Origin of the sequence: Pantoea hericii (assembly GCF_014155795.1) — a bacterium.
Taxonomy (GTDB): Bacteria; Pseudomonadota; Gammaproteobacteria; order Enterobacterales; family Enterobacteriaceae; genus Pantoea; species Pantoea eucalypti.
Genome location: NZ_SCKV01000002.1, coordinates 64,071 through 88,681, shown reverse-complemented (window position 1 = coordinate 88,681; position 24,611 = coordinate 64,071). Strand labels below are relative to the sequence as shown.

The following is a 24,611-nucleotide window of genomic DNA, read 5'->3' as shown; positions in this document are numbered from 1 at the left end:
CCAGATCTGCTCCAGCAAAACGCCGCACCATCGCCAACAGTGCAGGTAAGGCCTGCCTGAAGAGCAAAGTGTGCGAGCCAGGAAGGGCGAGCCCAATCCGCATGGATGCGGGATTCCTTTGCGATCAGGCAGGCTTTTCCTGCACGACGCACCGGCTCACCAAACCCTCCCAGCCTGCTCACCCGAAAAATCCCGCATACTCGCAGACCTGCTCCAGCAAAACCCCGCACCATCGCCAACAGTGCAGGTAAGGCCTGCCTGAAGAGCAAAGTGTGCGAGCCAGGGAGGGCGAGCCCAATCCGCAGGGATGCGGGATCCCTTTGCGATCAGGCAGGCCTTTCCTGCACGACGCACCGCCGCACCCGCTCACCATACCCTCCCAGCCTGCTCACCCGAACAAACGGCAAGGATGCGGTATCCCTTTGCGATCAGGCAGGCCTTTCCTCCGCAACGCATCTCTCCCCAACTCCCCCACCCCGAACCTGCAAATCCGCCCGATAAAACCGCACCACCTCACCCACCACCAGCAGCGACGGCGACACCGGCTGATCCCGCGCGACCGTCTCCGCCAGCCCACCCAATGTGGTAATCAGCACCCGCTGATCCGGCCGGGTTCCCTTCTCAATAATCGCCACCGGCGTCTCCGCATCCCGTCCCTGCGCCTGCAACTGCGCACTGATCGACGCACTCCAGCTCAACCCCATATAAAACACCAGTGTCTGATTCTCTGCCGACAGCGCAGCCGCATCCAGCTGCGGCTCGCCACTCCGGCCATGACCGGTAATCAACCGCAAAGACTGCGCACAATCCCGGTGCGTCAACGGAATGCCGCTGGCCGCCGCACAGCCCACCGCCGCGGTAATCCCTGGCACCACCTCACAGCGAATCCCGGCCTCCTGCAGGCTCATCATCTCCTCGCCACCCCGACCAAAAATAAACGGGTCGCCTCCCTTCAGGCGGATCACATTGCGCCCGCTACGCGCCAGATCCACCAGCAACTGATTAATCTGCGCCTGCTTCAGCCCATGCTGCCCCGGCTGCTTACCCACATCAATGCATAACGCACTCTCCGGCACCTCTGCCATCACCGCTTCACTCACCAGCCGGTCATACACCACCACCTCTGCCCGCTGCAGTAAACGCAATGCTTTCACCGTCAGCAACTCCACATCGCCAGGGCCTGCACCCACCAGCCATACTGCACCCTGCGGCTTTGTCACACCGGCCGGAGCCAGTAACTTATCCAGAGAATCAATTGCTCGTGTCATCATTCCTCCACAACCACATCGGACAGCAATAACTGCTTCAGCTCCGGAATACAGGAGCCGCACTGTGTGCCGCACTTTAGCTTCTCGCCTAACGCCTGAGTAGTGCGACACCCCTGCGCCATCGCCTGCAAAATCGTCTGCTCACCCACCGACATACAGCTACAGATAATCCGTCCCGCTGCACGCCGCTGCATCGCCTGCCCCGCCAGCACGCTGTGCCGCCCGGCTGCATCCTGCGGCGCATCCGCAAACGCCGCCGCAACAAACGCACTATCCAGCGACGGCAAGGCGCTACCGGCATAAAACGCCAGCTGCAATGCACCGTCGCGCCATGCCAGCAACCGGTAATCAGCGCCGCTGCCAGTGGCGACCTGCACGTCACAGCCTGACAGATCAATCTGCTCTGCCAGCCACGCCTGCGGCGATCCCGCACCCGCCACGGCATAGCGCTGCACTGCCGGATAAGGCGCGCGCGACCAGTAACGTAATCCCGCGAGCGGCGCAATCTCACGCTGCCAGAACCAGCCCTGCCAGGTCACCGCCAGAGGACGAATCCGTACCGGCGTCTGCTTCAGCGCAGGCTGCCCTGAAAACGAACAGGCCTGGCCGGCGATCAGCATATCGACGTGACTCTGCTGACTGAACTGCCGGTTCCAGTGCATCGGCACAAACAACTCGCCGCGCCGCATCCCCGCATCAATACGCACCCGGGCGCTGATCCAGCCCTGCGCAGACTGCACCCGCGCCAGAACGCCCACCGTCACGCCATACTGCGCGGCGTCAGCAGGATGCAGCGCCACAAAGGGCTCATCGCAATGCTGCATCAGACGCGGCACCAGCCCGGTACGCGTCATGGTATGCCACTGATCGCGCACCCGACCGCTATTCATCAGCAGCGGGTAAGCAGAATCTCGCCGCGGCAGGAGAGGCGTGGCCGGGACAAGCAGACGGGCTTTACCGTCCGGATGGAAAAAGCGGCGATCGCCAAACAGTCGGGCGCAACCCTGTGGAAAATTACAGTTCACCGGCCACTGCACCGGACGCAGTGCATCCCATTCAGCCTGACTCAACTGCGCCAGCCCGCTGATATCAAACGCGCGCTGGCCATGATTTTCAAAGCCCGACAGCGCGGCATGCTCGCGGAAAATCTCCGACGGATGCTGCCAGTTGAAGCCCTCACCAAAGCCCAGCCGCTGCGCCACCTGCGCCAGCAGCCACCAGTCAGGCCGTGCATCACCTGGCGCGGCGGCAAAAGCGCGCTGACGCGAAATACGCCGTTCTGAATTTGTCACCGTGCCGTTCTTCTCACCCCATCCTTGGGCCGGCAGCAGAATATCGGCAAAGGCGCTGGTATCGGTCTGCGCCATCACATCCGACACAATCACCAGCGGGCAGGCCGCCAGCGCCTGCGCTACGCGATTCCCCTCCGGCATCGACACCGCCGGATTAGTGCCCATAATCCACACCGCTTTCACCTCGCCTGCCGCAATTGCCCTGAAAAGGTCCAGTGCGGTCAGCCCCGGCTCGCGGGCAATCGTCGGGCTGCGCCAGAAGCGCTGCACCCGATCGCATTCTGCTGCCGTAAAACTCATGTGCGCCGCCAGCTGATTTGCCAGGCCACCCACTTCACGTCCGCCCATCGCATTCGGCTGTCCGGTCAGCGAAAAAGGTCCGCAGCCCACGCGCCCTATTTTACCCGTCAGCAGATGCAGATTAAGAATCGCCTGGTTATTGTCGCTGCCGGTGACGGACTGATTAATCCCCATACACCACAGCGTAAGTACACGCTCATGCTGGCTGAACAGCTGGAAAAAATGCGCGACCTGCTGCTCCGTTAAATCACAGGTATCAGCCACCCGCGCCACATCCCACTGCGCAGCAGCGGCCAGCGTTTCATTCACGCCATTAAGGTGAGGCAACATGCTGCTATCAAGGCCATCGTGCTGAGCCAGCCAGTGCAGCAGACCGGAGAACAACGCCGAATCACTGCCGGGCCGGAGCGGCAGGTGGAGATCGGCCTGGTCACAACTTGCCGTGCGGCGCGGATCAATCACCACAATTTGCATTGCAGGTCGTTGCTGCTTTGCCTGCATCAGCCGCTGCCAGACCACAGGATGCGCCCAGGCAGCATTGGAGCCAACCAGCAACACCAGATCGGTCTGCTCCAGATCCTCATAGCAGCAGGGCACCGCATCGGCTCCCAGCGCCCGCTTATAGCCGACCACCGCCGATGCCATACAGAGCCGTGAATTGGTGTCGATGTTGGCGACACCGATGTAGCCTTTCATCAGCTTATTGGCGACGTAGTAATCCTCCGTCAGCAGCTGGCCAGAACCATAAAATGCCACTGCCTGCGGACCATATTGATCGATCACCGCACGCAATCCCGCCGCCGCCGCATCCAGCGCCGCATCAAGGCTGACCGGCCGGCCGTTAACTTCGGCGGTCAGCAGACGTCCCTGCGACGTCAGCGTCTCACCCAGCGCCGCCCCCTTAACGCACAACCGGCCCGCATTGGCCGGATGCTGCGGGTCGCCAGTCACGGTTGCCTGATGAGGTCCCTGCGGCGTGACGCAGACGCCACAGCCGACGCCGCAATAGGGACAGGTGCTGTTCATGATGCCTGCGCCAGCTGATTGAGCGGACGATTTGCCAGCCAGATCTGCCCCGCTTCGAGCTTCACCGGCCAGCAGCGCAGCTGGTGCTGCGGATTATCCAGACTCTGGCCGTCACGCAACCGTATCCGCTGCTTGTAAAGCGGAGAGATCACCACCGGCTCACCGCCGACATCGCCCAGGATCCCGCGCGACAGCACGCTGGCGTCGCTGCCAGGTTCGCGATCTTCCAGCGCAAACAGCGCGTCACCCAGACGGAACAGCGCGACACGCTCACTGCCAAGTCGTGCGCCAATCCCCGCCTCTGGGGGAATCGCCTCCAGCGCACAGATAGCACTCCAGGGCTCAGCGGGCAGTTGCAGCAGCGGACGCGCGGCCACGGATTCAGGCTGACGCTGTCCGCGTACCCGGCTGTAGTGCAGGGTTTCATCAGCGTGGTCGCTGTTAACCGTTGGCGTAAACAGCGCACGGCGCGACGGGTCCGCCAGCGTGGTCTGCCACTCACACTGGTACGCGTCAACCACCCGCTGCATCTCCTGCTCCAGCGTCGCGCCCAGCCCGAGGCTATCCTCAATCACGACCTGCCGCAGATAATCCAGACCACCTTCCAGATTGTCCATCCAGACACTGGTACGCTGCAGCCGATCGGCGGTACGGATGTAAAACATCAGCAGGCGATCGACATAGCGCAGCAGCGTCGCGTCGTCGAGATCGCTGGCGAACAGATCAGCATGGCGCGGCTTCATCCCGCCATTCCCGCAGACGTAGAGGTTCCACCCCTTTTCAGTGGCGATCACCCCGATATCTTTGCTCTGCGCTTCTGCACACTCGCGGGTACAGCCCGAAACCGCCATCTTGATCTTGTGCGGTGCGCGCAGCCCCTTGTAGCGGTTCTCCAGCGCAATGGCGAAGGCGGTCGAATCCTGCACGCCGTAGCGGCACCAGGTCGATCCCACACAGGACTTCACCGTTCGCAGCGATTTGCCGTAGGCGTGACCGGTTTCAAAACCCGCTTCCAGCAGCGTCTGCCAGATATCCGGCAACTGGTCGAGCTGCGCACCAAACAGGTCGATACGCTGCCCGCCGGTGATTTTGGTGTAGAGGTCGTAACGCGCCGCCACCTCGCCAATGGCGATCAGCCCCTGCGGCGTGATCTCGCCTGCCGGAACGCGCGGCACCACGGAATAGGTGCCATCTTTCTGGATGTTGGCGAAGTAGCGGTCGTTGGTGTCCTGCAGCGGCAGATGCGCCGGTTTCAGCAGATAATCATTCCAGCAGGAGGCGAGCAATGACGCCACCAGCGGCTTGCACACTTCACAGCCGTTCCCCCGACCGTGCGATGCCAGCAGCGCATCGAAGGTTTTAAACTCGCCAGCCCGCACCAGGTGATACAGCTCCTGGCGTGAATAGCTGAAGTGGTCGCAGACATCTTTTTTCACCTCAACGCCGAGATTTTCCAGCTGAAACTCCATCACCTGCTTCACCAGCGCCGCACAGCCGCCACAGCCGGTGGCCGCTTTGGTGCAGCTCCTGATGCTGCTCATCTCACCGCAGCCCCCTTTCACCGCCGCGCAGATATCGCCCTTGCTGACGTTGTGGCAGGAGCAGACCTGGGCGCTGTCCGGCAACGCCGCGACGCCGGGCGCTTTTGGCGCACCGGCAAGTGCAGGCAGAATCAGGCTTTCCGGTGCGGTCGGCAGCGGTAAGTCATTGAGCATCATCTGCAACAGCGTGGCGTAATCGCTACTGTCACCCACCAGCACGCCGCCCAGCAGCCGGGTGCCCTCCGCAGAGACCACGATTTTCTTGTAGATGCCTTTTGGCCCGTCGGTCCAGTGATAGTGCTGGCTGCCCGGCGTGCGGCCGTGAGCGTCACCAAACGAGGCGACCTCCACGCCCAGCAGTTTCAGCTTAGTGCTCATGTCTGCACCGCTGAATGCGGTGGGTTCAGCCGCCAGATGTCCGGCCAGCACCCGCGCCATCTGATAACCCGGCGCGACCAGGCCAAAGATCTGACCGTTCCACAGCGCGCATTCGCCGATGGCAAACACGTCGTCATCGCTGGTCTGGCAGCGATCGTTAATCTCAATGCCGCCGCGCGGTCCCAGCGTCAGACCCGCCTCACGCGCCAGCTCATCGCGCGGCCGGATACCGGCGGAAAACAGCACCAGATCGCCGGGTAAACTGCTGCCGTCGGCAAAGCGCAGCACCACGCTGCCGTCAGGCTGTCGCTCAATCAGTTCGGTCTGTTTCGAGGTGTGAACCGTCACGCCCAGCGCATCGATCTTCTGACGCAGCATCAGCGCACCGCCCTCATCAAGCTGCACCGCCATCAGGCGCGGCGCAAACTCCACCACGTGCGTTTCGAGCCCGAGCTGCCGCAGCGCATTCGCCGCCTCCAGACCCAGCAGGCCGCCACCAATCACGATGCCGCGCTGGCTATGGCGGGCGCAGGTGGCAATGGCATCAAGGTCGTCCAGCGTGCGATAGACAAAGCAGCGATCGCCGTCGTGGCCCGGCACCGGGGGGACAAACGCGCGTGAGCCAGTCGCCAGCACCAGCTTATCCCAGGCCAGTTCACTGCCCGTGCTGTCACGCAGGCTGCGCTGCTGGCGGTCGATCGCGACAACCGAATAGCCACTCCGCAGTTCGATACCGTGCCGGGCAAAGAAGTCCCCGTCGACCAGCGACAGGTCGTCGGCCGTTTTGCCGTTGAAATAGTCCGACAGATGCACCCGATCGTAAGCCTGCTGGCGCTCCTCGCCATAAACCACGATGTGATAGTGCTGATGCATTTCGCGGGCAACCAGCTGCTCAAGAAAATGGTGACTGACCATGCCGTGACCCACCACGGCTAAAACCGGTTTACTCATTTCAGGACTCTCTGCAGCCTGTGGCTGCGGTTCAGGTTGATCGTGATCGAACAGGGCAGCGAACGTGACAGGTTCGGCGTGCTGAAGACGCTCCATCAGCGCAGGCCCTTGCCGGGTGTCGCCAGAAAGCAGCACGCCACAGAGGCGGCCCTGACGAAGAAAAAGACGGCGATAGTCGCCAGAGATCGGGTCAAAACTGCTGATAGAGGGCGCCTCACTGACGTCGCCCGCGCTGAACAGTGAAATGCCACTCACTTTGAGGCGTGTCGCCAGCGGCTGGCTGACAAAATCCGCCAGCGGCGATCCGGCCAGTTGCGCCGCCAGAATCTGCGCCTGCGCCAGACAAGGCGCGACCAGACCAAAGGTTTCGCCCGCGATTTCACAGCACTCACCCACCGCGTAAACTCCAGGAATGGCACTGCGCAGCTGACCATCCACCAGAATGCCGCGCTGACACGGCAGACCCGCCGCCTGCGCCAGCGTTATCCCGGGCTGAACGCCGATGGCGATGACCACCTGTGTGGCGGCAACGTGGTGGCCGCTGGTCAGCGTCACACCCGTCTCGTCAATCGCCACAAGTCCGCTGTTGAGTTCACAGCGGATGCCGCGCTGCGCTAATGCCGTCAGCAAGAGCTCGCCCGCTTTTGCATCCAGCTGGCGATCCAGCAGCCAGGGTTTGTGGTGGACCAGCGTGACATCACGGCCACGGGCGCGGAGTGCTGCTGCCGCTTCAATACCCAGAAAGCCGCCGCCCAACACCACCACCGGTCCCTGACCTGCCAGCAGTTGCCGGACGTCAGCAATGCTGCGAAAAACCCGGACGCAATCCGCATCGATGCCAGGAATCGCGGGCAGACGAGGCTGCGAACCGGTGGCAAACACCAGTTGATCCCAGCTGAGCTGGCGCCGATCGGTCTGCACAGTACGCGCGGCAAGATCGACCTGCAGGACGGTTTCACCGTTCAGGAGCGTGACGCCGTGCCGCTGATACCACGCCTGATCGTGGATCAGGGTGTCACTGAAGGATTTTTCACCGGCCAGCACCGGCGACAACAGCACGCGGTTGTAGTTGCCGTGCGGCTCGCGGCCAATGACCGTGATGGCGTAACGCTGCGGCGCACGTTGCAGCAGGCTCTCCACCATCTGCATCCCCGCCATGCCATTACCTATCACCAGCAACCGTTGCCTCATGGTCTGCTCCTTATGCCGCCGTGGTCTGTTTTTCATAAAGAAAATGCAGCACTTTCTGGCGCAGCTGGTGGTAGCGCGGCTCATCCGCCAGCGCGACCCGCGAGCGCGGACGCGGCAGATCAACAGTCAGGATTTCGCCGACCTGTGCTGCCGGGCCGTTAGTCATCATCAGTACCCGGTCGGAGAGCAGCACCGCTTCATCCACGTCATGGGTGATTAGCACGATAGTGGTATTCAGCTTCTGCTGGATACGCATCACGCTGTCCTGCAGGTGGGCGCGGGTTAACGCATCCAGCGCGCCAAACGGCTCATCCAGCAGCAGCACGCGCGGCTTCATCGCCAGGGCACGCGCAATGCCAACGCGCTGCTTCATGCCACCCGAGATTTCGCCAGGCCGCTTGTGCATGGCGTGGCTCATCTGTACCCGATTGAGGTTGTGTTCGATCCAGTCGCGCATCTCCGCTTTGTTGAAGCGCCCTTTAAACACCTGCTGCACCGCCAGTTCAACGTTCTGAAATGCCGTCAGCCACGGCAGCAGCGAATGGTTCTGAAACACCATCGCACGCTCCGGACCCGGTCCGGTGATTTCGCGGTTATCACACAGCAGTACGCCGCTGCTGGGACGGGTTAATCCGGCAATCAGGTTCAGCAGGGTCGATTTGCCGCAGCCCGAATGGCCAATAAGGCTCAGGGTTTCGCCTTCGCGGATATCAAAACTGACGTTGTCCAGGGCCAGGAACTCGCCGCTGGCGGTATTGAAACGCTGGCTCACCTGCTGAACGCGAATAATGTGTTGCTGCATGATGTTCTCCTTATTTTTCCCAGCTGAAACGACGCACCAGCAGCATCAGACCCTGCTCCAGCAGGAGCCCGACCACGCCGATAATCAGAATGGCGATCAGAATGTTTGCCACGTTGAGGTTGTTCCACTCGTTCCAGATCCAGAAACCGATGCCCAGACCACCGGTCAGCATTTCGGCGGCGACGATCACCAGCCATGCGATGCCGATAGAGAGACGTACGCCGGTGAGCACCGCAGGCAGCACGGCGGGCAGCAGAATCCGGCGCATCACCGTCCATTCAGAGAGCTGTAACACCCGCGCGACGTTGAGGTAATCCTGCGGAATGCGCTGCACCCCTTCGGCGGTGTTGATGATCATCGGCCAGATGGAACAGATGAAAATGGTCCAGCTGGCGGCTGGCTCGGCGCGCTGAAACAGCAGCAGTCCAATCGGCAGCCAGGCCAGCGGGCTGACCGGGCGCAGCAGAGCGATAATCGGATTGAACATCCGCGCCATAAAGGTAAAGCGTCCCAGCAGAAAACCGGCCGGAATGCCCACCAGCGCGGCCAGGCCGAAGCCGATGGCGACGCGCTGCAGCGAGGCCATTACATTCCAGCCGATGCCCTGATCGTTGGGGCCATTGCTGTAGAACGGGTCAGCGAACAGAACCTGTGCAGCCTGCCAGGTCGCGTAAGGCGAAGGAAACGAGGGTTCAAACAAGGCGGCGATCTGCCACACCAGCAACATCAGCAGCAGGCCGCCCGCAGCCGGAATGCAGCGCTGCAAAAACGGACGCAGACGTGCCGGACGAACGGCGGCTTTCGGGGTGACCTGTAACGGAATTACGGTGGCACTGTCGGGGGTTTGCTCCGGCTGAGCCAGCGCGCGCGCGTCAGTTCTCATAACAACCTCTCTTAACGTTTGATAGCGAAACTGGCGGCGTAGGCGGCAGGATTGCTGCCATCCCAGACTTTGCCGTCGATCAGGGTGCTGCTGCGCATCTCACTGGCGGGCAGTGCAATCTGCCCGACTGCGCTGGCCGCCTGTTTGTAGATGTCGATACGGTTGATCTGGCGGGCCACGGTAAGGTAGTCGGGATCGCTGGCGAGCAGGCCCCAGCGTTTCATCTGCGTCAGGAACCACATGCCGTCGGAGAGCCACGGAAAACTGACGTTGCCGTTGTCGAAGAAGCGCATCGGGTGCGCGTCCTGCCAGGACTGCCCCAACCCGTTCTGATACTGGCCGAGCATTCGCCCCTGTAGCGTCTCCACGTTGGTGTTGATCCAGGCCCGACCGGCTAACACCTGCGCGGTTTCACGGCGGTTATCGTCTGAGGCATCAATCCAGCGCGCCGCCTCCAGCACCGCGGCGGTCAGCGCGCGGGCCGTATTAGGATTCTCTTTCACCCACTGCGCGCGGGTGCCGAGCACTTTTTCCGGATGCTCCGGCCAGATCTGCTGGCTGGTGGCGGCGGTGAAACCGATGTTGTCGCTGATGGCACGCTGGTTCCACGGCTCACCGACGCAGAAGCCGCTCATGTTGCCAATCTTCATGTTCATCACCATCTGCGGCGGCGGCACGACCACGGTGCGCACATCGTTAAACGGATGAATGCCGGCATTAGCCAGCCAGTAGTAGAGCCACATAGCGTGCGTGCTGGTGGGAAAGGTATGCGCGAAAGTCAGGCTGCCTTTGGGACTGCCATCCACGGCTTTTTTCAGGCTAACCGCATTGGTGACGCCACTGGCTTTCAGCTGGTTTGAGAGGGTGATCGCCTGGCCGTTGTGATTGAGCGTCATCAGGTTCGCCATGTCGTGCTGCGGTCCCGCCACACCCAGCTGCAGCGCATAGATCATGCCGTAGAGCACATGCGCCGCATCCAGTTCACCGGAGGTCAGCTTGTCGCGCACCGCCGCCCAGCTCGCCTCTTTGCTGACCGCCAGCGTCAGGCCATACTTCTTGTCGAAGCCTTTGACCGACGCCATGACCACGGGCGCACAGTCGGTAAGCGGAATAAAGCCCACCCGCACCTGCGGCTTTTCTGGCGCATCGGAACCTGCCGCCCAGACTGCATTTCGTAATCCCGGAACGATCCAGGCCGCACCCAGTGCAGCACCGGAGATCAGCGCCTGACGTCGTGTCAGTGAAAAAGGCGTTTTGCTCATCATGTTGCCCCTGAACAGAAATAAAAAAAGGCGTCCTCCGACAAGCCGAAGCCTGCGGATGGACGCCTTTATCCAAAGCACTGACCCCACCGCCATTGGCGGGAGCAATGCGTACTCTCTGTAAGGTTAAAGCAAAGGGTGTGCCAGATCGCCGAAGCCGCGTGAATGCCGATCTGCGGGAAGAGGCTGGTGATAAATTAACCGTTTTTGCACGTTTCTGACGCAGATCACGCACAAACGCTGTGCAGCTACCTCATCCGGGTTAGGTGTTCAGAGTCTTCGCCACCGCCAGCACCGCCTGCGCGATCTCCAGTACCCGCTTATTCTGATTCATCGCACTTTTGCGCAGCGCCTGCCAGGCCGCCTCTTCGGTGAAACCCTGCTGCTGCATCAGCCAGTGCTTGGCCTGATCGATCACCCGACGTTCGTCGAGTGAGGCACGCATTGACGCCAGCTCATTCGTCTGCTGCTGCAAACGCTGCGACTGTTCACCAATCAGCGACAGCACCGAGCGCCCGAGCTGCGGGGCAAGGCCGTCACTGTTGAGCGCAACTGCACCATGCAGCCAGTCAGCGCCGGAGACATAAAGCGAAAAGTTGCTGTCGCCCTGTGCCATCGTGAACATCGGCTGTTGGTGCGCCTGATCAATCGCTTCACGACAGCGCTGCATCAGCGTAGCCGTCAGGGCATCCTCAAGGGTTTTCATCTGATCGAGCCGCCTGGAGAGCAGAGAAAACCAGTGGAGTGCGCCGGTCTCATCACAGGGCCCTCCGGTACAGGCGATGCGCCGCAGACGTTCAATGTCCCGGCTGGCCTGAGACAGCGGCTGCCAGCGTTCGCAGGTCGCGCTGTCAGCAAATTCCTGGAAAGTGGCAAAACTCTGCTCCTGGGCCGCAATCAGGGCCACCAGCTGGCTACGCTGATCGGGTGTGAAATGACGCGCCGCAAAGCCCGCAGCTCCGATTGCCCGTTCCTGCCCGGCCAGCTCTTTGCCCTGCATAAAACTGAACAGCGCGATAAGCGCACGGGAAATCGCGGGATAGCTTGCCGTGTCGGCGGCTTCAAAGACCAGATTAAGTAAGGTGCGAATAACCTGATTAAACGCGGACATCGCTGCAGCCTGATCATGCTCTCGCTGGCTGATCTGCTCACGCAGCGCGGGTAATCCGTCCAGCGCCTGCAGGGCCGAAGCAATCAGATTGCAAAAGCGGCTAAAGCCAGGCTGCGCAACGGCGGGCGGTAGCGCCCGGTAAAAATGCTGCAGGCTGGCACTGACCTCCTGCTGACGGGCGTGACGTTCGGCGCTGAAGAGCGCGCCATTTGAGCAGATCCAGAGGTTGTTTGCGCCACGTTCCCGCTGCAGTCGATGAACCAGTTCACTGATAGCGGTTATCAACTCACCTGTCTCAAGCAACCGTTGCAGACTGGCAATATCGCTATCACGCGATGCCTGCAGCCATGTCATGGCATTACCCATTGCTCACCTCTGTGCGGTTAAAAGCTTTGAGAAGCAAAAGGCGTGCCGCTTTCGGTAAAAACGCGGACCAGAACAGGGCGTAAATTCTGATTTTGATAATATTCTTAACGCAAATCGATAAAATTTTTCGACAACAAGTTATTAGTAAAACTTAATAGTTTCCAATCGGATTAATTGCATGTCAGAATGCGCGGCACTGTTCTCAGGCAGTTTGTTGCCGCGATAATTCAGTTAGCTTTAACTATCATATCTGCTGGCGCTTTTCTGGCTTCAAAACCCGCACGTAAAGTGCCCACTATCACGCATCGGCAGTGGGTGCAATGGTTTGAATTCTCAAAAGTCTTAGGTAGACTAAAAGCGTTACTATCCCGATGTAAACTGACCTTTTTTTGAAACACAGAATTTTGGCACGATGCGGCGCGACAAACAGCGCCTCATGACATCGGGTCCGGCAACATGCAGTTACTTTGATGAGATCACGAGGAACATGGTGAAAAAGAGTCTTGCGTTAACACTGCTGGCGGTCCTTACCCTGGCAGGCTGTAAGGCCCCGCCGCCGCCCGTCACTGACGATACGCTGGTCACCAGCGAAATTAACGGCGTCAAACTGGTCCATCGACACGCTGTCGCGGCACCGACTGAATTTGAACCCGTTAACCAGACCTGGCGCGCGCTCTATGGTGCATCAGTGATGACCTCGCCTGACTACGGCGGCAAAGTCGTTCGTTATCTCGAAACGGGTAAACCCTTTGAAGTATTGGGTAATGTGGAACACAGCTGGCTGGCCATTGCCGACCAGGCTGACGGTCCACTGATCGGCTATGTGCCGCTAAAAGCAGGCGTCGCGAGCGATCGTTATGATGCGACCGTGCAGAGCGACCGTCCCCGTCCCCGCAAAACCAAGCAGGTCTGCGTAGCCGTTGGCGGTGACAGCAAAGCCTGTCGGACTAACGATACCGCGACCTGGATCTTAGACTGAATATGAAATCCGGCGCATATTGCCTGCAGCACCGTCCCGGGCTGTGGGTACAGGGATTAGCCATTGGCTGGAAGATCACTAATTAATGACTGTGGAATCCCCTGCGCGTGAGGCGCCCCCCTCAGGCAATGAGAATCTATTACTTCAGGCTGCGGCGCCACTACTGAACGCGGTAGTACAAATTCGTCAGGCAGCCACACATGACGACCCTGCGGGTCTGCGCCAGTCTCTGATCGATGAAATCCGCCAGTTTGAACAACGCTGTAAACAGGCAGGGCTGCCTTTTGAGATGATTATCGGCGCGCGTTACTGCATCTGCACTGCGCTGGATGAAGCCGCGGCGCAGACCCCATGGGGCACGCGCGGGGTCTGGTCTGGCAACGGCATGCTGGTCACCTTCCACAATGAAAGCTGGGGCGGTGAAAAATTCTTTCAGCTACTGTCACGCATTTCACAGAGCCCGCAGCAGCATCTCTGGCTGCTGGAAGTCGTGCAGTACTGCCTGCTACTGGGCTATGAGGGCCGCTATCGCGGCAGCGAAAATGGTCGTAACCAGTGCGACGGCATCCGTAATCGCCTGAAAAGCCTGATTGATGAAACGCGCGCTCAGCGCCAGACGCCGCAACCGCCACTGGTAGAAGTTCATCCGCTGGTGAGCACTCTTGCCCGTCCTATGGTACCGCTCTGGGCCTGTGCCATGCTGGTCGCGCTGATTGGCTGCCTGATCTACAGTGGACTAAACTGGCGGCTTGGCAATGCCGCCGAACCCCTGCTGCGCGCCATCTATCAGACCCCCCTGCCGCAAATCACCGCGGGCCGCCGACCTTCTTCGCCACAGGCGTTGCTGGACCTCCGTCAGCGCCTGAATGATGTGATTGCGGCCGGACAGCTTGAAGTCAGTGACGGCGCCTTTGGCAGCAAAGTGATTATTCCGGCGGACAAACTGTTTGCTGAGCAAGGTACGGTGATCAATCCGGTGGGCCGGGCGCTGCTGGCCCGCGTCTCAAACGCGATGAAAGATGTCAAAGGGACCATCCTGGTCTCGGTGTTTACCGACGATCATCCGGTGGATAACAGCCGCTTTGCCTCCAGCTATGAGTTTTCCTTTGCCCGCGCCCGCACGATCACTCAGCTGTTACAGGTTCAGCTGAACGACGGTCATACCGTTCGCTCTGAAGGCCGTGGCGATAGCGATCCGCTGCTGCCTAATGACAGCAGCGAAAACCGGACCCGCAACCGTCGCGTTGAAATTACCCTGTTTGCCGCGCCTGAAACGCTCAGTAATCATCAAGGAGCACAATAATGCGCGCCTCACTTCGCCTGCTGTTAACACATCGCCTGCTGTGGAGTTTTATTGGCGTTACGGCGCTGAGCTGCCTGGTCTGGATGCTCGGCCCGTTCTGGTCATGGGGCCAGTCACGCCCCCTGGAACCGGTTCTGCCCCGCCAGCTCACCGTAGGTGCGCTCTATTTTCTCTGGATCCTGTTTCAACTCATTCCGTCGCTTTATCGTGCCTGGTTTAACAGTCGCTTACTGACCCAACTTCAGCTGTCGGATAACGACGATCCTGCCGAGCGTCAGATGACAGATGAGCGGCTCAACCAGCGCTTCAGCGAAGCCGCGTTGCAGCTGAAACGCACGCAGTTTGGACGCCGTCACAGCGGCAGTTTACTGTCTCGCTTTAACGCCAATTATCTCTACCAGCTCCCCTGGTATCTGGTGATGGGCGCGCCCGGTGCCGGTAAAACCACCGCGCTGTTTAATGCCGGTCTTGAGTTTCCACTCACTGACACCCTGGGCCAGCAGGCGATTCGTGGCGTTGGCGGCACCCGCAACTGCGACTGGTGGTTTACTGACAGTGCAGTGCTGATCGATACCGCCGGACGGTATGCGTTGCAGGAAAGCCAGCGCGTGCGCGATGCTGCGGAGTGGCACAGCTTTATCAATCTGCTGAAACGCTATCGCACCCGTCAGCCGATCAACGGTGTCATCATGACCATCAGCGTTGCCGATCTGCTGAGTGATTCCGCCGAGGCGCGTTTCGCCCAGGCCAGCGCGCTGCGCGAGCGGATGGCGGAACTGCATCAGCAGACCGGCATTCACTTCCCGGTCTATGTGATGGTCACTAAAACCGACCTGCTGAAAGGTTTTATGAGCTACTTTGGCTCTATGGATAAAGCGCGGCGTGACGCTATCTGGGGCTTCACCTTTAACTGGGATTCGGGTAAGCCGCACAAAGATGACTGGCACCGCAATTTTGGCGAGCAGTTCCAGCGGCTGGAAGAGAATCTCCAGCAGCATCTGTCAGGACAGATGACCCAGGAGCGCGATCTGAACGCGCGTGCAGAGTGCTTCCTTTTCCCGCAGGAGTTTGCCTCACTGCGTCCACTCCTGAACGAATATCTGGATATCGTTTTTTCTGAGCATCAGGATGCGGTCGCCTGGAGCCCGCGTGGCCTGTTTTTCACCAGTGGCACGCAGGAAGGCCTGCCGTTTGACCGGGTGATGGGAGAACTGAGCCGCAAACTGCAGTTACGTCAGGCGGGCGACCACTCCATTGCGGCCTGGGACAGTGTTAACCGCAACAGTCCGATTCCGGGCAACAAAGGCCAGAGCTTCTTTATTCGTGACCTGCTCAGCGATCTGATTTTCAAAGAAAGCGGTCTGGCGGGCAGTAATCGTCGCTGGGAGTACCGTAATCAGCTGTTCCACTGGATTGGCTATGGCGTACTGGCCGGTGCACTTCTGATCGCCTCCAGCCTTTGGAGCCTCAGCTACTATCAGAATCAACATTATCTGCAACAGGTTGCCGCGCGGGTACCGGCGATACGCGAGCAGAGTCAGCAGGTGATTCATCAGCCTGCTGATAATATTTTTGATCTGCTACCCTTTCTGAACAACCTGGTAAAGCTACCGCTCTCAGAACGTTTTTCTCTCGATAATCCACCGCTTACCATGCGGGCGGGTTTATATCGCGGTAGTCAGGTTAGCGATGCCGCCTGGGTGCTTTATCAAAATGCGCTTAAGTCTTTATTGCTGCCGCGGGTAGCACAGCAGATCACTAACATTCTGCGTAACGATCCCGGTGATGATAACGCTTACAGCCGCAATGCGCTGCGCGCCTATCAGATGCTTTATCAGCCGCGAAACTACGATGGCGAATTTTTGCGGGCCTGGCTGCTGCAAAATTTACAGCGTTCACTGCCCGACACAGTAAGCGCCCGCGATCTGCAGCAGCTCGACTGGCACCTGAGCCAGTTGCTGGACCAACAGATTCAGTCATCGCCTTATGCACGGGATAATGCATTAATGATGCGTAAGCTGGCGGAGAATCTGAACATTGCGGGCCAGAAAGGTGACATGCTGGCGGTTACGCCGCTGCACCAGGCCCCGCCATCACACTCGCAAAGCGAGTAACGGTGAGGTGAATATGGCTGCTTACATCGCCCCCGGCTGGTATGGCAAACTGCCATCGACCGGTGACTTTTTGCACCGTCGGCTGAGCGAGCAACAGATTAGCCCGTGGAATCACTGGTTCCAGCAGGGATTGATGCACTGGCATCAGCAGGCGTGGTCCAGTAGCGCGAACTTCCTTCACGCACCAGTGTGGAATTTTGTCCTGCCGGTGACCGCGACACGCCCCCAGATACAGATGGGCTGTTTATTGCCCTCCTGTGACCGTGTTGGACGCGCCTGGCCGCTTCTGGCACTGCACAGCTTTCCACTGGCGCAGTGGCATCCGGCCCAACTGACCATCTCTGGTGACTGGTTTCAGGATCTGGGCGCGACGCTGCTACAGGCTGTTCAGACCCCGCTGGATGGTGAGCAGTTAGAGCAGCAGATTCAGGCATTGCCGCCGCTGCTGGTTCCCGCCAGAAAGCCTTCTGAAATTATGGATGTGCTCGGCTTTCAGGATCTGCCCTGCACGCTGAGCTGGCGTGAAGTGGCTGAACGCTTTGACCCTCAGCAGCACATGAGCTACTGGTGGAGTAATCGTAGTGATGGGTTTGTCCATGCGACCCACAAGCACAGCGGCAATCTCACTGCGCAACTGTTTTCGTTACTGTTCAACCCGGCGGCAGGTTCACTGCCGGGACGTAATGGCCTCTATCCTCCGATGTTCGAGTGAGGCCGGATGCGTTTGCTGTTTAATCTGGGATAACTCATGCAATTTACCATTGTGCAAAGCACCGCGGATTTTCCGGTCAAAAGCGTTGCGTTTCAACCGCCTGGGGGCACCATTGGCCGCAGTCAGGACAACGATCTGGTGCTGCCTGATGAGACGCGGGCTATTTCGCGTCTGCAGGCACTGGTTCACCTGTCACATGACGGAGAGTGTCGCCTGACCAATCAGGGCAGCGTGACGCCGGTAGAACATAACGGCATCGCCCTGGGGCGCGGCATGCAGGTGCTTCTGAAGCATGGCGATGCGTTGCGCATCGGTGACTATGCCCTGGAAGTGCGTGATCCCGCCTGCAATGACGCGCGAAACGATCCCCTGGCGCTGTTTGCTGGTGACAGCGCCGAGCCTGCAAACCCGCTGGGCATTCACGAACATCATGAGGTTGAGGATCGGCTGCTGGTCAACGATTCTCCTCCTTTACGCCACGAGCGCCACAACGATGCGCGTCTGGCCATCGATCCGCAGGCCAGTGAGCCGCAGAAAGCGTTCATGACACAGCCGGTGGATCAGGATCGGCTCATCGCCGCACTGCTGGACGGCATGGGGCTCAGCAATGTGCATGCCACACCGATTGACGAAGAGCAGATGCGGATTACTGGCCGGATGCTGAGCCTGTTTTCTCAGGGCACCGTGGCACTGCTCTCGTCGCGATCCATTCTCAAGCGTGGCGTAAAAGCAGACATGACGATGATCCTGAACGAAGCCAATAATCCGTTCAAGATCCTGCCCTCCGGTAAAACTGTATTGATGCAGATGTACCAGAGCCAGATGCCCGGTTTTATGCCGCCGGAACAGGCGGTACGTGATGCACTGGTCGATTTGCAGGCCCACCAGCTGGGCATGATTGCCGGTATCCGCGCCATTATTGCGGCAATGCTGCAATCCTTTAATCCACAGCGTCTGGAAGAGCAGGCGCGTGCCGATGGCGTGGTATCAAAGCTGCCATTTTCCACCGTCAAAAAGGCGGCGCTGTGGGACTACTTCATGCGTAATTACCAGCGAACTGCCGGGGAGATTGAAGATGATTTCCACACGCTGTTTGGCGAGGCCTTTCTTCATGCCTATGACATGGAGGTGAATCAGTACAAGGACTCGCAGACGCGGGTAGATGAAACATGAAAATTGTTTTTGCCAGCCGCTGCCAGCAGGGCTTACGCGATGAAAATCAGGATCGCACCGGCACAGCGCTGGATGAGCATAAGGCCTGTTTTGTGGTCTGCGATGGCGTAGCCGGTTTGCCTGGCGGGGAGATCGCGGCGCAGCTGGTGCGCGACACCCTGCTCAGCCAGATAGAGGCGCATGACGGTTTTACGCCGGAAATGACCCGTCAGGCGATTGAGCAGTGCCGCCTGGCGCTGCACGAGGCACAGGGTAAAAATCCGAAATATTCACGCATGAGTACGACGCTGGCGGCCCTGTTTATTGACCGCCATAAACAACGTGCATGGTGGGCGCATGCAGGTGACAGCCGGGTTTACCACTTCCGCCGCGGCGCGCTTCATGAGGTAACACGGGATCACAGTCTGGCCCAGCAACTGAAAGATGCAGGCTATGAAAATACCGGTATTAACAGTAATTTACTCTATAATGCGCTCGGCGCTGAGCCGTCTCGCTTAGTGAGCTTTTCAGAAGAGATTGCGCTGGAAGATGGCGATGCTTTTCTGGTTTGTACCGACGGCTTCTGGCTGAATCTGACCAGTGATGAAATGGAACAGGCGCTGCGCATGGTGAATGCGTGTGAAGAGTGGCTGGCTTTGATGGAACAGGCGGTGAGCCGCAACGTGAAGAAAGATAATCTCAGCGCACTGGCGGTCTGGATTGGTGAGCCAGAAGAAGCAACATTGCTTTATTCACTGGCTGATTCGGCGCGCTTTCTGCCGCCTCGTTTTTGATTCCAAGGATCCTTATGAAACTGTGGTTGCCCGGCATCATCACCCTGCTGATTGCCTTTAATGCCCAGGCTGAAAATTATCGGGTGGTCTACTCCCCCAGCCTGGCGCTGGAGGTCTACATCGATAATGTGGTGAGCAAAGCGCCCGACGACTGGTGTAAAGAGACGCTGCCGCTGCGCATCGTCTCCGGTAAAAGTAAGGATTCCGCCGTGCTGACCACCTTTTTACCGCGCGTCGGCACCCTGCTCGCCAATCAGTGCGGATTACTGGATGAACTGCCCTGGCAGATGACCAACAAAGAAGGTGGCGTCATGGCCAGCGGCAGCGCAAGCAAGTTGCAGAACTGGCGCCCTATTGTGATGGCGGATGCCACCGTTAGCGCCAGTGACAGCAACGCCGCACCACTTGACCTGTCACGGCCTGCCAATAGCACGCCGCTGCAACATTTTGATCTCCCCAGCGGCTGTCACTTCCGCACCGCCTGGAATGAAAATGCTCAGACGCTGTTTATACCGGACGTCAGCAAGCAGCACTGCTCGCCGGATGGCTGGGCTGAGGGCAAGAGTGAGCTGACGCTGGTGACCCCGGAACATCCCACGCCGGTCGCTGTCACCTTCTATCAGGGCTATCCCATCGCCAACCTGGCGATTCCGGACAGCAAGCTTGAGGTCATCGCCGCTAATAATCAGCGCATGATTGTGACCCGCCCGGACGCCTCAGATAGCTGGCTGGTCCTGCCCTTTGATGCACGACAACATGTCTGGCGCTTCAATGGCGCACTGTTGATTAAAATGGATAAGAATGCTGCGCAGCAGAATGCTGACGCGGTGAAATCGCGAGTCGATACCTTGCGCAGCCAGTGGGCGCCCTATTTCATGCCACAGCAAAAAGTGAATGTGTTACTTATCGACACCCTGCACGCGGATCTGGTTGATCCTGCCATTGGTGCCTGGCGTAACATCAATTAATTACCGCGCAGCCTGGCAATCAGGCCGTGTACAGAGAGTTCACTATGTCGGCAAATGATAATACGAAAACTGTTCCGAATGCCCTGCCTGACGGCTACCGTTTTAATGAGTTTGAGATCAAGGAAGTCATCGGAGGCGGTGGCTTCGGCATTGTCTATCGCGCCTGGGATCACCAGCTCGAACGCACAATTGCTATAAAAGAGTATATGCCGGTGTCGCTGGCGGTTCGTGCCGCCGATTTGTCACTGGAACTGCGCGGAGAGCGTTTTCAGAAACTGTTTAATGCCGGACTGAACAGCTTTATTCAGGAGGCGCGTCTGCTGGCCCGATTTAATCATCCGGGACTGCTGCACGTGCTGCGCTTCTGGGAGCAGAACGGCACGGCCTATATGGGCACGCTCTACTACAGTGGCATGACGCTCAAAGAGTGGCAGGTTACCAGCCCGGCGTCGATTTCTGAAGCCTGGATCCGCCGTCTGCTGCCGCCGCTGCTGGGTGCTATCAGCACGATTCATCAGGCTGGCTATCTGCATCGCGATATCTCCCTCGACAACATTCAGCTTCAGGAGAATCAGCTGCCCGTACTGCTGGACTTCGGCTCGGCGCGTAAGGAGATCGGCAACCTCTCTGACGAAACGGAGATCATGCTTAAGCCTGGCTTTGCACCCATCGAACAGTACAGCGAAGAGGGTGAAGTTGAACAGGGACCCTGGACGGATATCTACGCCCTGGGCGCGGTGCTGCATAGCCTGATTACCGGTAATCCCCCGCCGGTGAGCGTGGTGCGCTGCATTGAAGATAATTATCAGCCGCTGGTGGAACGCCAGCCGGAAGGCTACTCGCTGCCGCTGCTGCACGCCATTGACTGCGCGCTGGCCATGAAACCTGGTGATCGCCCGCAAACCATCGACGCCTTTGCCGCACTGATCGATCTGCCGGTCAGTGATGTTGAGGCCGTGGTCAACAGTTTCCCGGTGCCGGGCGAGCCGCCGGTTATGCCGATCGAAGAGGTCGTTGAGGCGGCTCCGCCGGTTGTGATGGCGATGAATCATGCAGCCGCCGCAGCGGAGCCTGTTACCCCGCGTGCGGTGCGCAAATTGTCACCTGTCTTGCTGAGCCTGGCGGCCGTGGCTATCCTGGCGGTGGTCGTCGCCATCTGGCTGGCTAATCGCCACACGGCAATGCCAGATGTGGTCAGCAACAGCTCAGCCGTGACGCATCCGGCGCCTGCATCGACGCCGCCAGCCGCAGCCGTTCCTGCCGCGCTGGCGACGGTCTATCTGAAGCTGGAAAGCGGTGAAAGCGTAGTGCTCAACGGACAGCAGGTCGAGGTGAAGCCTGGCAGCAGCGGATTTGCCGCGCTGAATCTGGCGGCCGGGCAGTACAAAATAGACGTTCAAAATGGCAGTGAGACGCATACCCAATCCCTGACCATTGATAAGCCTGGAACCTGGCTTATCAATCCGGGCAAGTAATCCCCGGATCGATCGTAAAAGGGCGCGACAGTGTCGCGCCCTTTTCTATGCGGCTTCTGCGCTGCTGATTCGCCTGTGGCCTGATTCAGGCCTGTTTGAGACAGGATTGCTGCAGCGTCCGCACCTGATGCGCCAGCCGGCTCAGGCTCTCTTCCTCCATGCCACGACGGGTGAGTTCCTCTTCCAGTGCAAACAGATACTGCGCATTCGAACCCAGCGGGCCGCTGGCCGCAGCAATGAGCGGCGCAATCGCCTCCGGGCAGGAGTCCGATTCATAAAGCGGATGACGTGGATCCATAATAAAGGTCAGCGCAGTCACGCTGCGGCCATCCTCCAGCTGTAATTCGCACCAGGTCGGTAAATAGCAGCCGGTGATCATCTCACGCTTCCACAGCAGCGCCAGCTCTTCATGTAAGCGCGCTTCCGGCAGACGAAATGCCAGTCCGGTTGTGCGGCCACCCTGTTTCAGCGCCAGCATGCGCCCCGGATGCGTGGCAGTGCCACGTCCCGCGATCAGCCGCAGGCAGAAAGCACGATGCCAGCCCTCCAGCGAACCGGATGCAACTTCATCCGCCTCAAAAATCGGGTTCCACATCAGTGAGCCGTAACCAAAGATCCAGACAGGGCTGTGATCGGGACGGCAGGCCAGCGTGGCGGCCAGCGAGGCGGCGCGCTGCTCGCAACTCCAGAGTAGCGTCTCATCGATATCCCCGAATGATGTTTTACAATCCGCTTTTAATAGAAATTCCCGGGTAAGCAATGCGACCTCCTCAACGTCATCGGCGTCCTGCGAAAGTGCTCCTGTAACATGATCTCCAAAACGGCGCTGCGTTTCGTTCATTAAATTGACATTAATCTATTTACGCGCGGGGTTTCAAGCGTGATTCCGGTCGCAGGTTAAAAAAAACCAGATAAACCTGATAGCGAAGTCGAAAAAAAGGGCTGGATAATCCTGGCCCTTTGACGTGAACAGACTAGCAAGGCGATTACGCTTTAGGATGCCACTTATCGTCATTCCCTTTTTCATACTCTTTTTTCACGGCTGACCAGGCGACCTTATGCGCCACTTCTTCCCGCGAATCATCGCCGCGTCGATCTTCCGCCTCTTTATATTGATCCCACGCACTGTTAAATGCCTGCTGATAGATATCCTGCGCATGCGCAGGAAGCACGTGCTTAACGTTGTCGGGTAAGTCGGTTCGTTTATCGTAAGGCATAATTTTTCCTCTGTTTATCGTCGCGGTTTAGTGTTTCTGGTTAAGCCTGGCGCAAAAGTAAAAAAACGCAAACCTGTACTTATCGTCACTTCAGTTTAAAAATATGAGCCCATCCCTGAAATTTAGATTAAAATGCCATTTTTGTGACATATATCGTCAGGATAGGTGCATAGGTCAAACTTGTTGTATCCTGATTAATATTGCAATATTCCAGATAACATCAGGTTAATATCATTTCAAAAGGTTATTGCAGTTAAGTAAAAACCAGTAAATTTCTCCTGTCAGGGCCGGTGAAAAGATAAACTGCGCACTGCCCTAAAACTGATTATATTTCTAACAGCAGCCCCCGCTGTGTCCGGATAATCATTAACCAGAGAGGATGGTGAATGCCTTCACATGAAAAAACTCGTCACAAGGAATTCTCGCTGATATTTCCCCTTATCACGCTGGGTATACTCTATTTTTTTGGTGCTAACACCGCATTTCCCGTTGTCGTCGGTATCAACTTAGTGGCATTGATTGCCATTCTGAGCAGCGCGTTTAGCGTGGTGAGACATGCAGATGTGCTGGCCCACCGGCTGGGCGAACCCTATGGCTCACTGATTCTGAGCCTCTCTGTCGTCATTCTGGAAGTGAGTCTGATCTCGGCGCTGATGGCGACAGGCGATGCCGCACCCGGCCTGATGCGCGATACGCTTTATTCGATTGTGATGATTGTGACCGGCGGGCTGGTCGGCTTTGCGCTGCTGCTGGGTGGTAATAAGTTTGCGACGCAGTACGTCAATCTGGCGGGCGTGAAACAATATCTGATCGCTATCTTTCCCCTCGCGATTCTGGTGCTGGTATTTCCTAACGCGCTGCCGGGCGGTAATTTCTCCGTCACCCAGGCCCTGCTCATCGCGGCGATCTCAGCCGCAATGTATGGCGTTTTCCTGCTGATTCAGACCAAAACCCACCAGAGCCTGTTTGTTTATGAGCATGAAGATGAGAGTGATGATGGGGATCCGCATCATGGCAAACCTTCGGCGCACAGCAGCGTCTGGCACACTATCTGGCTGATCGTGCATTTGATTGCGGTCATTGCCGTGACCAAGATGAACGCCAATACGCTGGAAAGCCTGCTGACAGACCTGAATGCACCGGCACAGTTTACCGGCTTCCTGGTGGCGTTGCTTATCCTCTCGCCGGAAGGGCTCGGCGCAATTAAGGCTGTGCTGATGAATCAGGTACAGCGCGCCATGAACCTGTTCTTTGGTTCGGTGCTGGCGACTATCTCCCTGACGGTACCGGCAGTAACCATTATCGCCACCCTGACCGGACAGGAGCTGATATTCGGTCTGGAGCCGCCACAGATGGTGATTATGATGGCGTCGCTGATTCTCTGTCAGCTCTCCTTCTCGACCGGACGCACCAATGTATTGAACGGTGCCGCCCATCTGGCGTTGTTTATCGGATATCTGATGACCATCATGCTGTAACGGCAGCGGGCTTCAGACGAAAAAAAAGAGCGAGTAATCGCTCTTTTT

Annotated in this window: 18 protein-coding genes; 9 read left to right on the top strand and 9 right to left on the bottom strand. The window is 58.5% G+C overall.

Annotated features, from left to right (window positions below):
* Positions 1-428: 428 nt before the first annotated feature.
* The 7 genes from cobA to H7K52_RS04015 form a co-directional block, all read right to left on the bottom strand.
* Complete coding sequence (gene cobA / locus H7K52_RS04045; protein WP_182629744.1) at positions 429-1,268, bottom strand: uroporphyrinogen-III C-methyltransferase; 840 nt, start codon at positions 1,266-1,268, stop codon at positions 429-431.
* The gene (locus H7K52_RS04040) at positions 1,268-3,886 is read right to left on the bottom strand and encodes a nitrate reductase (RefSeq protein ID WP_182629743.1); all 2,619 of its coding nucleotides are present in this window, start codon (positions 3,884-3,886) and stop codon (positions 1,268-1,270) included. The genes cobA and H7K52_RS04040 overlap by 1 nt, the downstream gene beginning before the upstream one ends.
* Positions 3,883-7,947, bottom strand: coding sequence for a nitrite reductase large subunit NirB (gene nirB / locus H7K52_RS04035; RefSeq protein ID WP_182629742.1), 4,065 nt, complete (start codon positions 7,945-7,947; stop codon positions 3,883-3,885). The genes H7K52_RS04040 and nirB overlap by 4 nt, the downstream gene beginning before the upstream one ends.
* A 10-nt stretch (positions 7,948-7,957) precedes the next feature.
* On the bottom strand, positions 7,958-8,749 hold the full coding sequence (locus tag H7K52_RS04030; protein WP_182629741.1) for an ABC transporter ATP-binding protein: 792 nt from the start codon (positions 8,747-8,749) through the stop codon (positions 7,958-7,960).
* Between the two features lie 10 nt (positions 8,750-8,759).
* Positions 8,760-9,632 (bottom strand): nitrate ABC transporter permease, encoded by an 873-nt coding sequence (ntrB, locus tag H7K52_RS04025; RefSeq protein WP_003853116.1) that lies wholly within the window; start codon positions 9,630-9,632, stop codon positions 8,760-8,762.
* A gap of 11 nt (positions 9,633-9,643) precedes the next feature.
* Positions 9,644-10,894 (bottom strand): CmpA/NrtA family ABC transporter substrate-binding protein, encoded by a 1,251-nt coding sequence (locus H7K52_RS04020; RefSeq protein WP_182629869.1) that lies wholly within the window; start codon positions 10,892-10,894, stop codon positions 9,644-9,646.
* A 262-nt stretch (positions 10,895-11,156) separates the two neighbouring features.
* The gene (locus tag H7K52_RS04015) at positions 11,157-12,371 is read right to left on the bottom strand and encodes a nitrate regulatory protein (protein WP_182629740.1); all 1,215 of its coding nucleotides are present in this window, start codon (positions 12,369-12,371) and stop codon (positions 11,157-11,159) included.
* 487 nt (positions 12,372-12,858) lie between these two features.
* Here H7K52_RS04015 and H7K52_RS04010 point away from each other — a divergent pair, with 487 nt between their 5' ends.
* The 8 genes from H7K52_RS04010 (at position 12,859) to H7K52_RS03975 (ending at position 21,868) form a co-directional block, all read left to right on the top strand.
* A complete protein-coding gene (locus H7K52_RS04010; protein WP_181162208.1) occupies positions 12,859-13,350 on the top strand; it encodes an SH3 domain-containing protein in 492 nt (163 codons plus the stop codon).
* Positions 13,351-13,435: 85 nt separating this feature from the next.
* Positions 13,436-14,653 (top strand): type IVB secretion system protein IcmH/DotU, encoded by a 1,218-nt coding sequence (gene icmH / locus H7K52_RS04005; RefSeq protein WP_003853120.1) that lies wholly within the window; start codon positions 13,436-13,438, stop codon positions 14,651-14,653.
* A complete protein-coding gene (gene tssM, locus H7K52_RS04000; protein ID WP_003853121.1) occupies positions 14,653-16,767 on the top strand; it encodes a type VI secretion system membrane subunit TssM in 2,115 nt (704 codons plus the stop codon). The genes icmH and tssM overlap by 1 nt, the downstream gene beginning before the upstream one ends.
* A 13-nt stretch (positions 16,768-16,780) precedes the next feature.
* A complete protein-coding gene (gene tagF, locus H7K52_RS03995; protein ID WP_078804338.1) occupies positions 16,781-17,479 on the top strand; it encodes a type VI secretion system-associated protein TagF in 699 nt (232 codons plus the stop codon).
* 36 nt (positions 17,480-17,515) lie between these two features.
* Complete coding sequence (gene tagH / locus H7K52_RS03990; protein ID WP_003853124.1) at positions 17,516-18,652, top strand: type VI secretion system-associated FHA domain protein TagH; 1,137 nt, start codon at positions 17,516-17,518, stop codon at positions 18,650-18,652.
* Entirely contained in the window at positions 18,649-19,425 is a 777-nt protein-coding gene (locus tag H7K52_RS03985) for a PP2C family protein-serine/threonine phosphatase (RefSeq protein WP_003853125.1), read from the top strand. Before tagH ends, H7K52_RS03985 begins: the two co-directional genes overlap by 4 nt.
* A gap of 14 nt (positions 19,426-19,439) precedes the next feature.
* Positions 19,440-20,393 (top strand): hypothetical protein, encoded by a 954-nt coding sequence (locus H7K52_RS03980; RefSeq protein ID WP_003853126.1) that lies wholly within the window; start codon positions 19,440-19,442, stop codon positions 20,391-20,393.
* 44 nt (positions 20,394-20,437) lie between these two features.
* On the top strand, positions 20,438-21,868 hold the full coding sequence (locus H7K52_RS03975) for a serine/threonine protein kinase (RefSeq protein ID WP_003853128.1): 1,431 nt from the start codon (positions 20,438-20,440) through the stop codon (positions 21,866-21,868).
* Between the two features lie 85 nt (positions 21,869-21,953).
* Here the strand turns inward: H7K52_RS03975 and H7K52_RS03970 are convergent, their stop codons facing one another.
* Positions 21,954-22,628 carry a gamma-glutamylcyclotransferase gene (locus H7K52_RS03970; RefSeq protein WP_003850848.1) on the bottom strand — a complete coding sequence of 225 codons (675 nt, stop codon included), beginning with the start codon at positions 22,626-22,628 and terminating at the stop codon, positions 21,954-21,956.
* 226 nt (positions 22,629-22,854) lie between these two features.
* Positions 22,855-23,085, bottom strand: coding sequence for a putative cation transport regulator ChaB (gene chaB, locus H7K52_RS03965; protein WP_003850845.1), 231 nt, complete (start codon positions 23,083-23,085; stop codon positions 22,855-22,857).
* Positions 23,086-23,471: 386 nt separating this feature from the next.
* On the opposite strand from chaB, the gene chaA reads away from it, so the two are divergent.
* Entirely contained in the window at positions 23,472-24,563 is a 1,092-nt protein-coding gene (gene chaA, locus H7K52_RS03960; protein ID WP_003850842.1) for a sodium-potassium/proton antiporter ChaA, read from the top strand.
* The last annotated feature ends 48 nt before the right edge of the window (positions 24,564-24,611 follow it).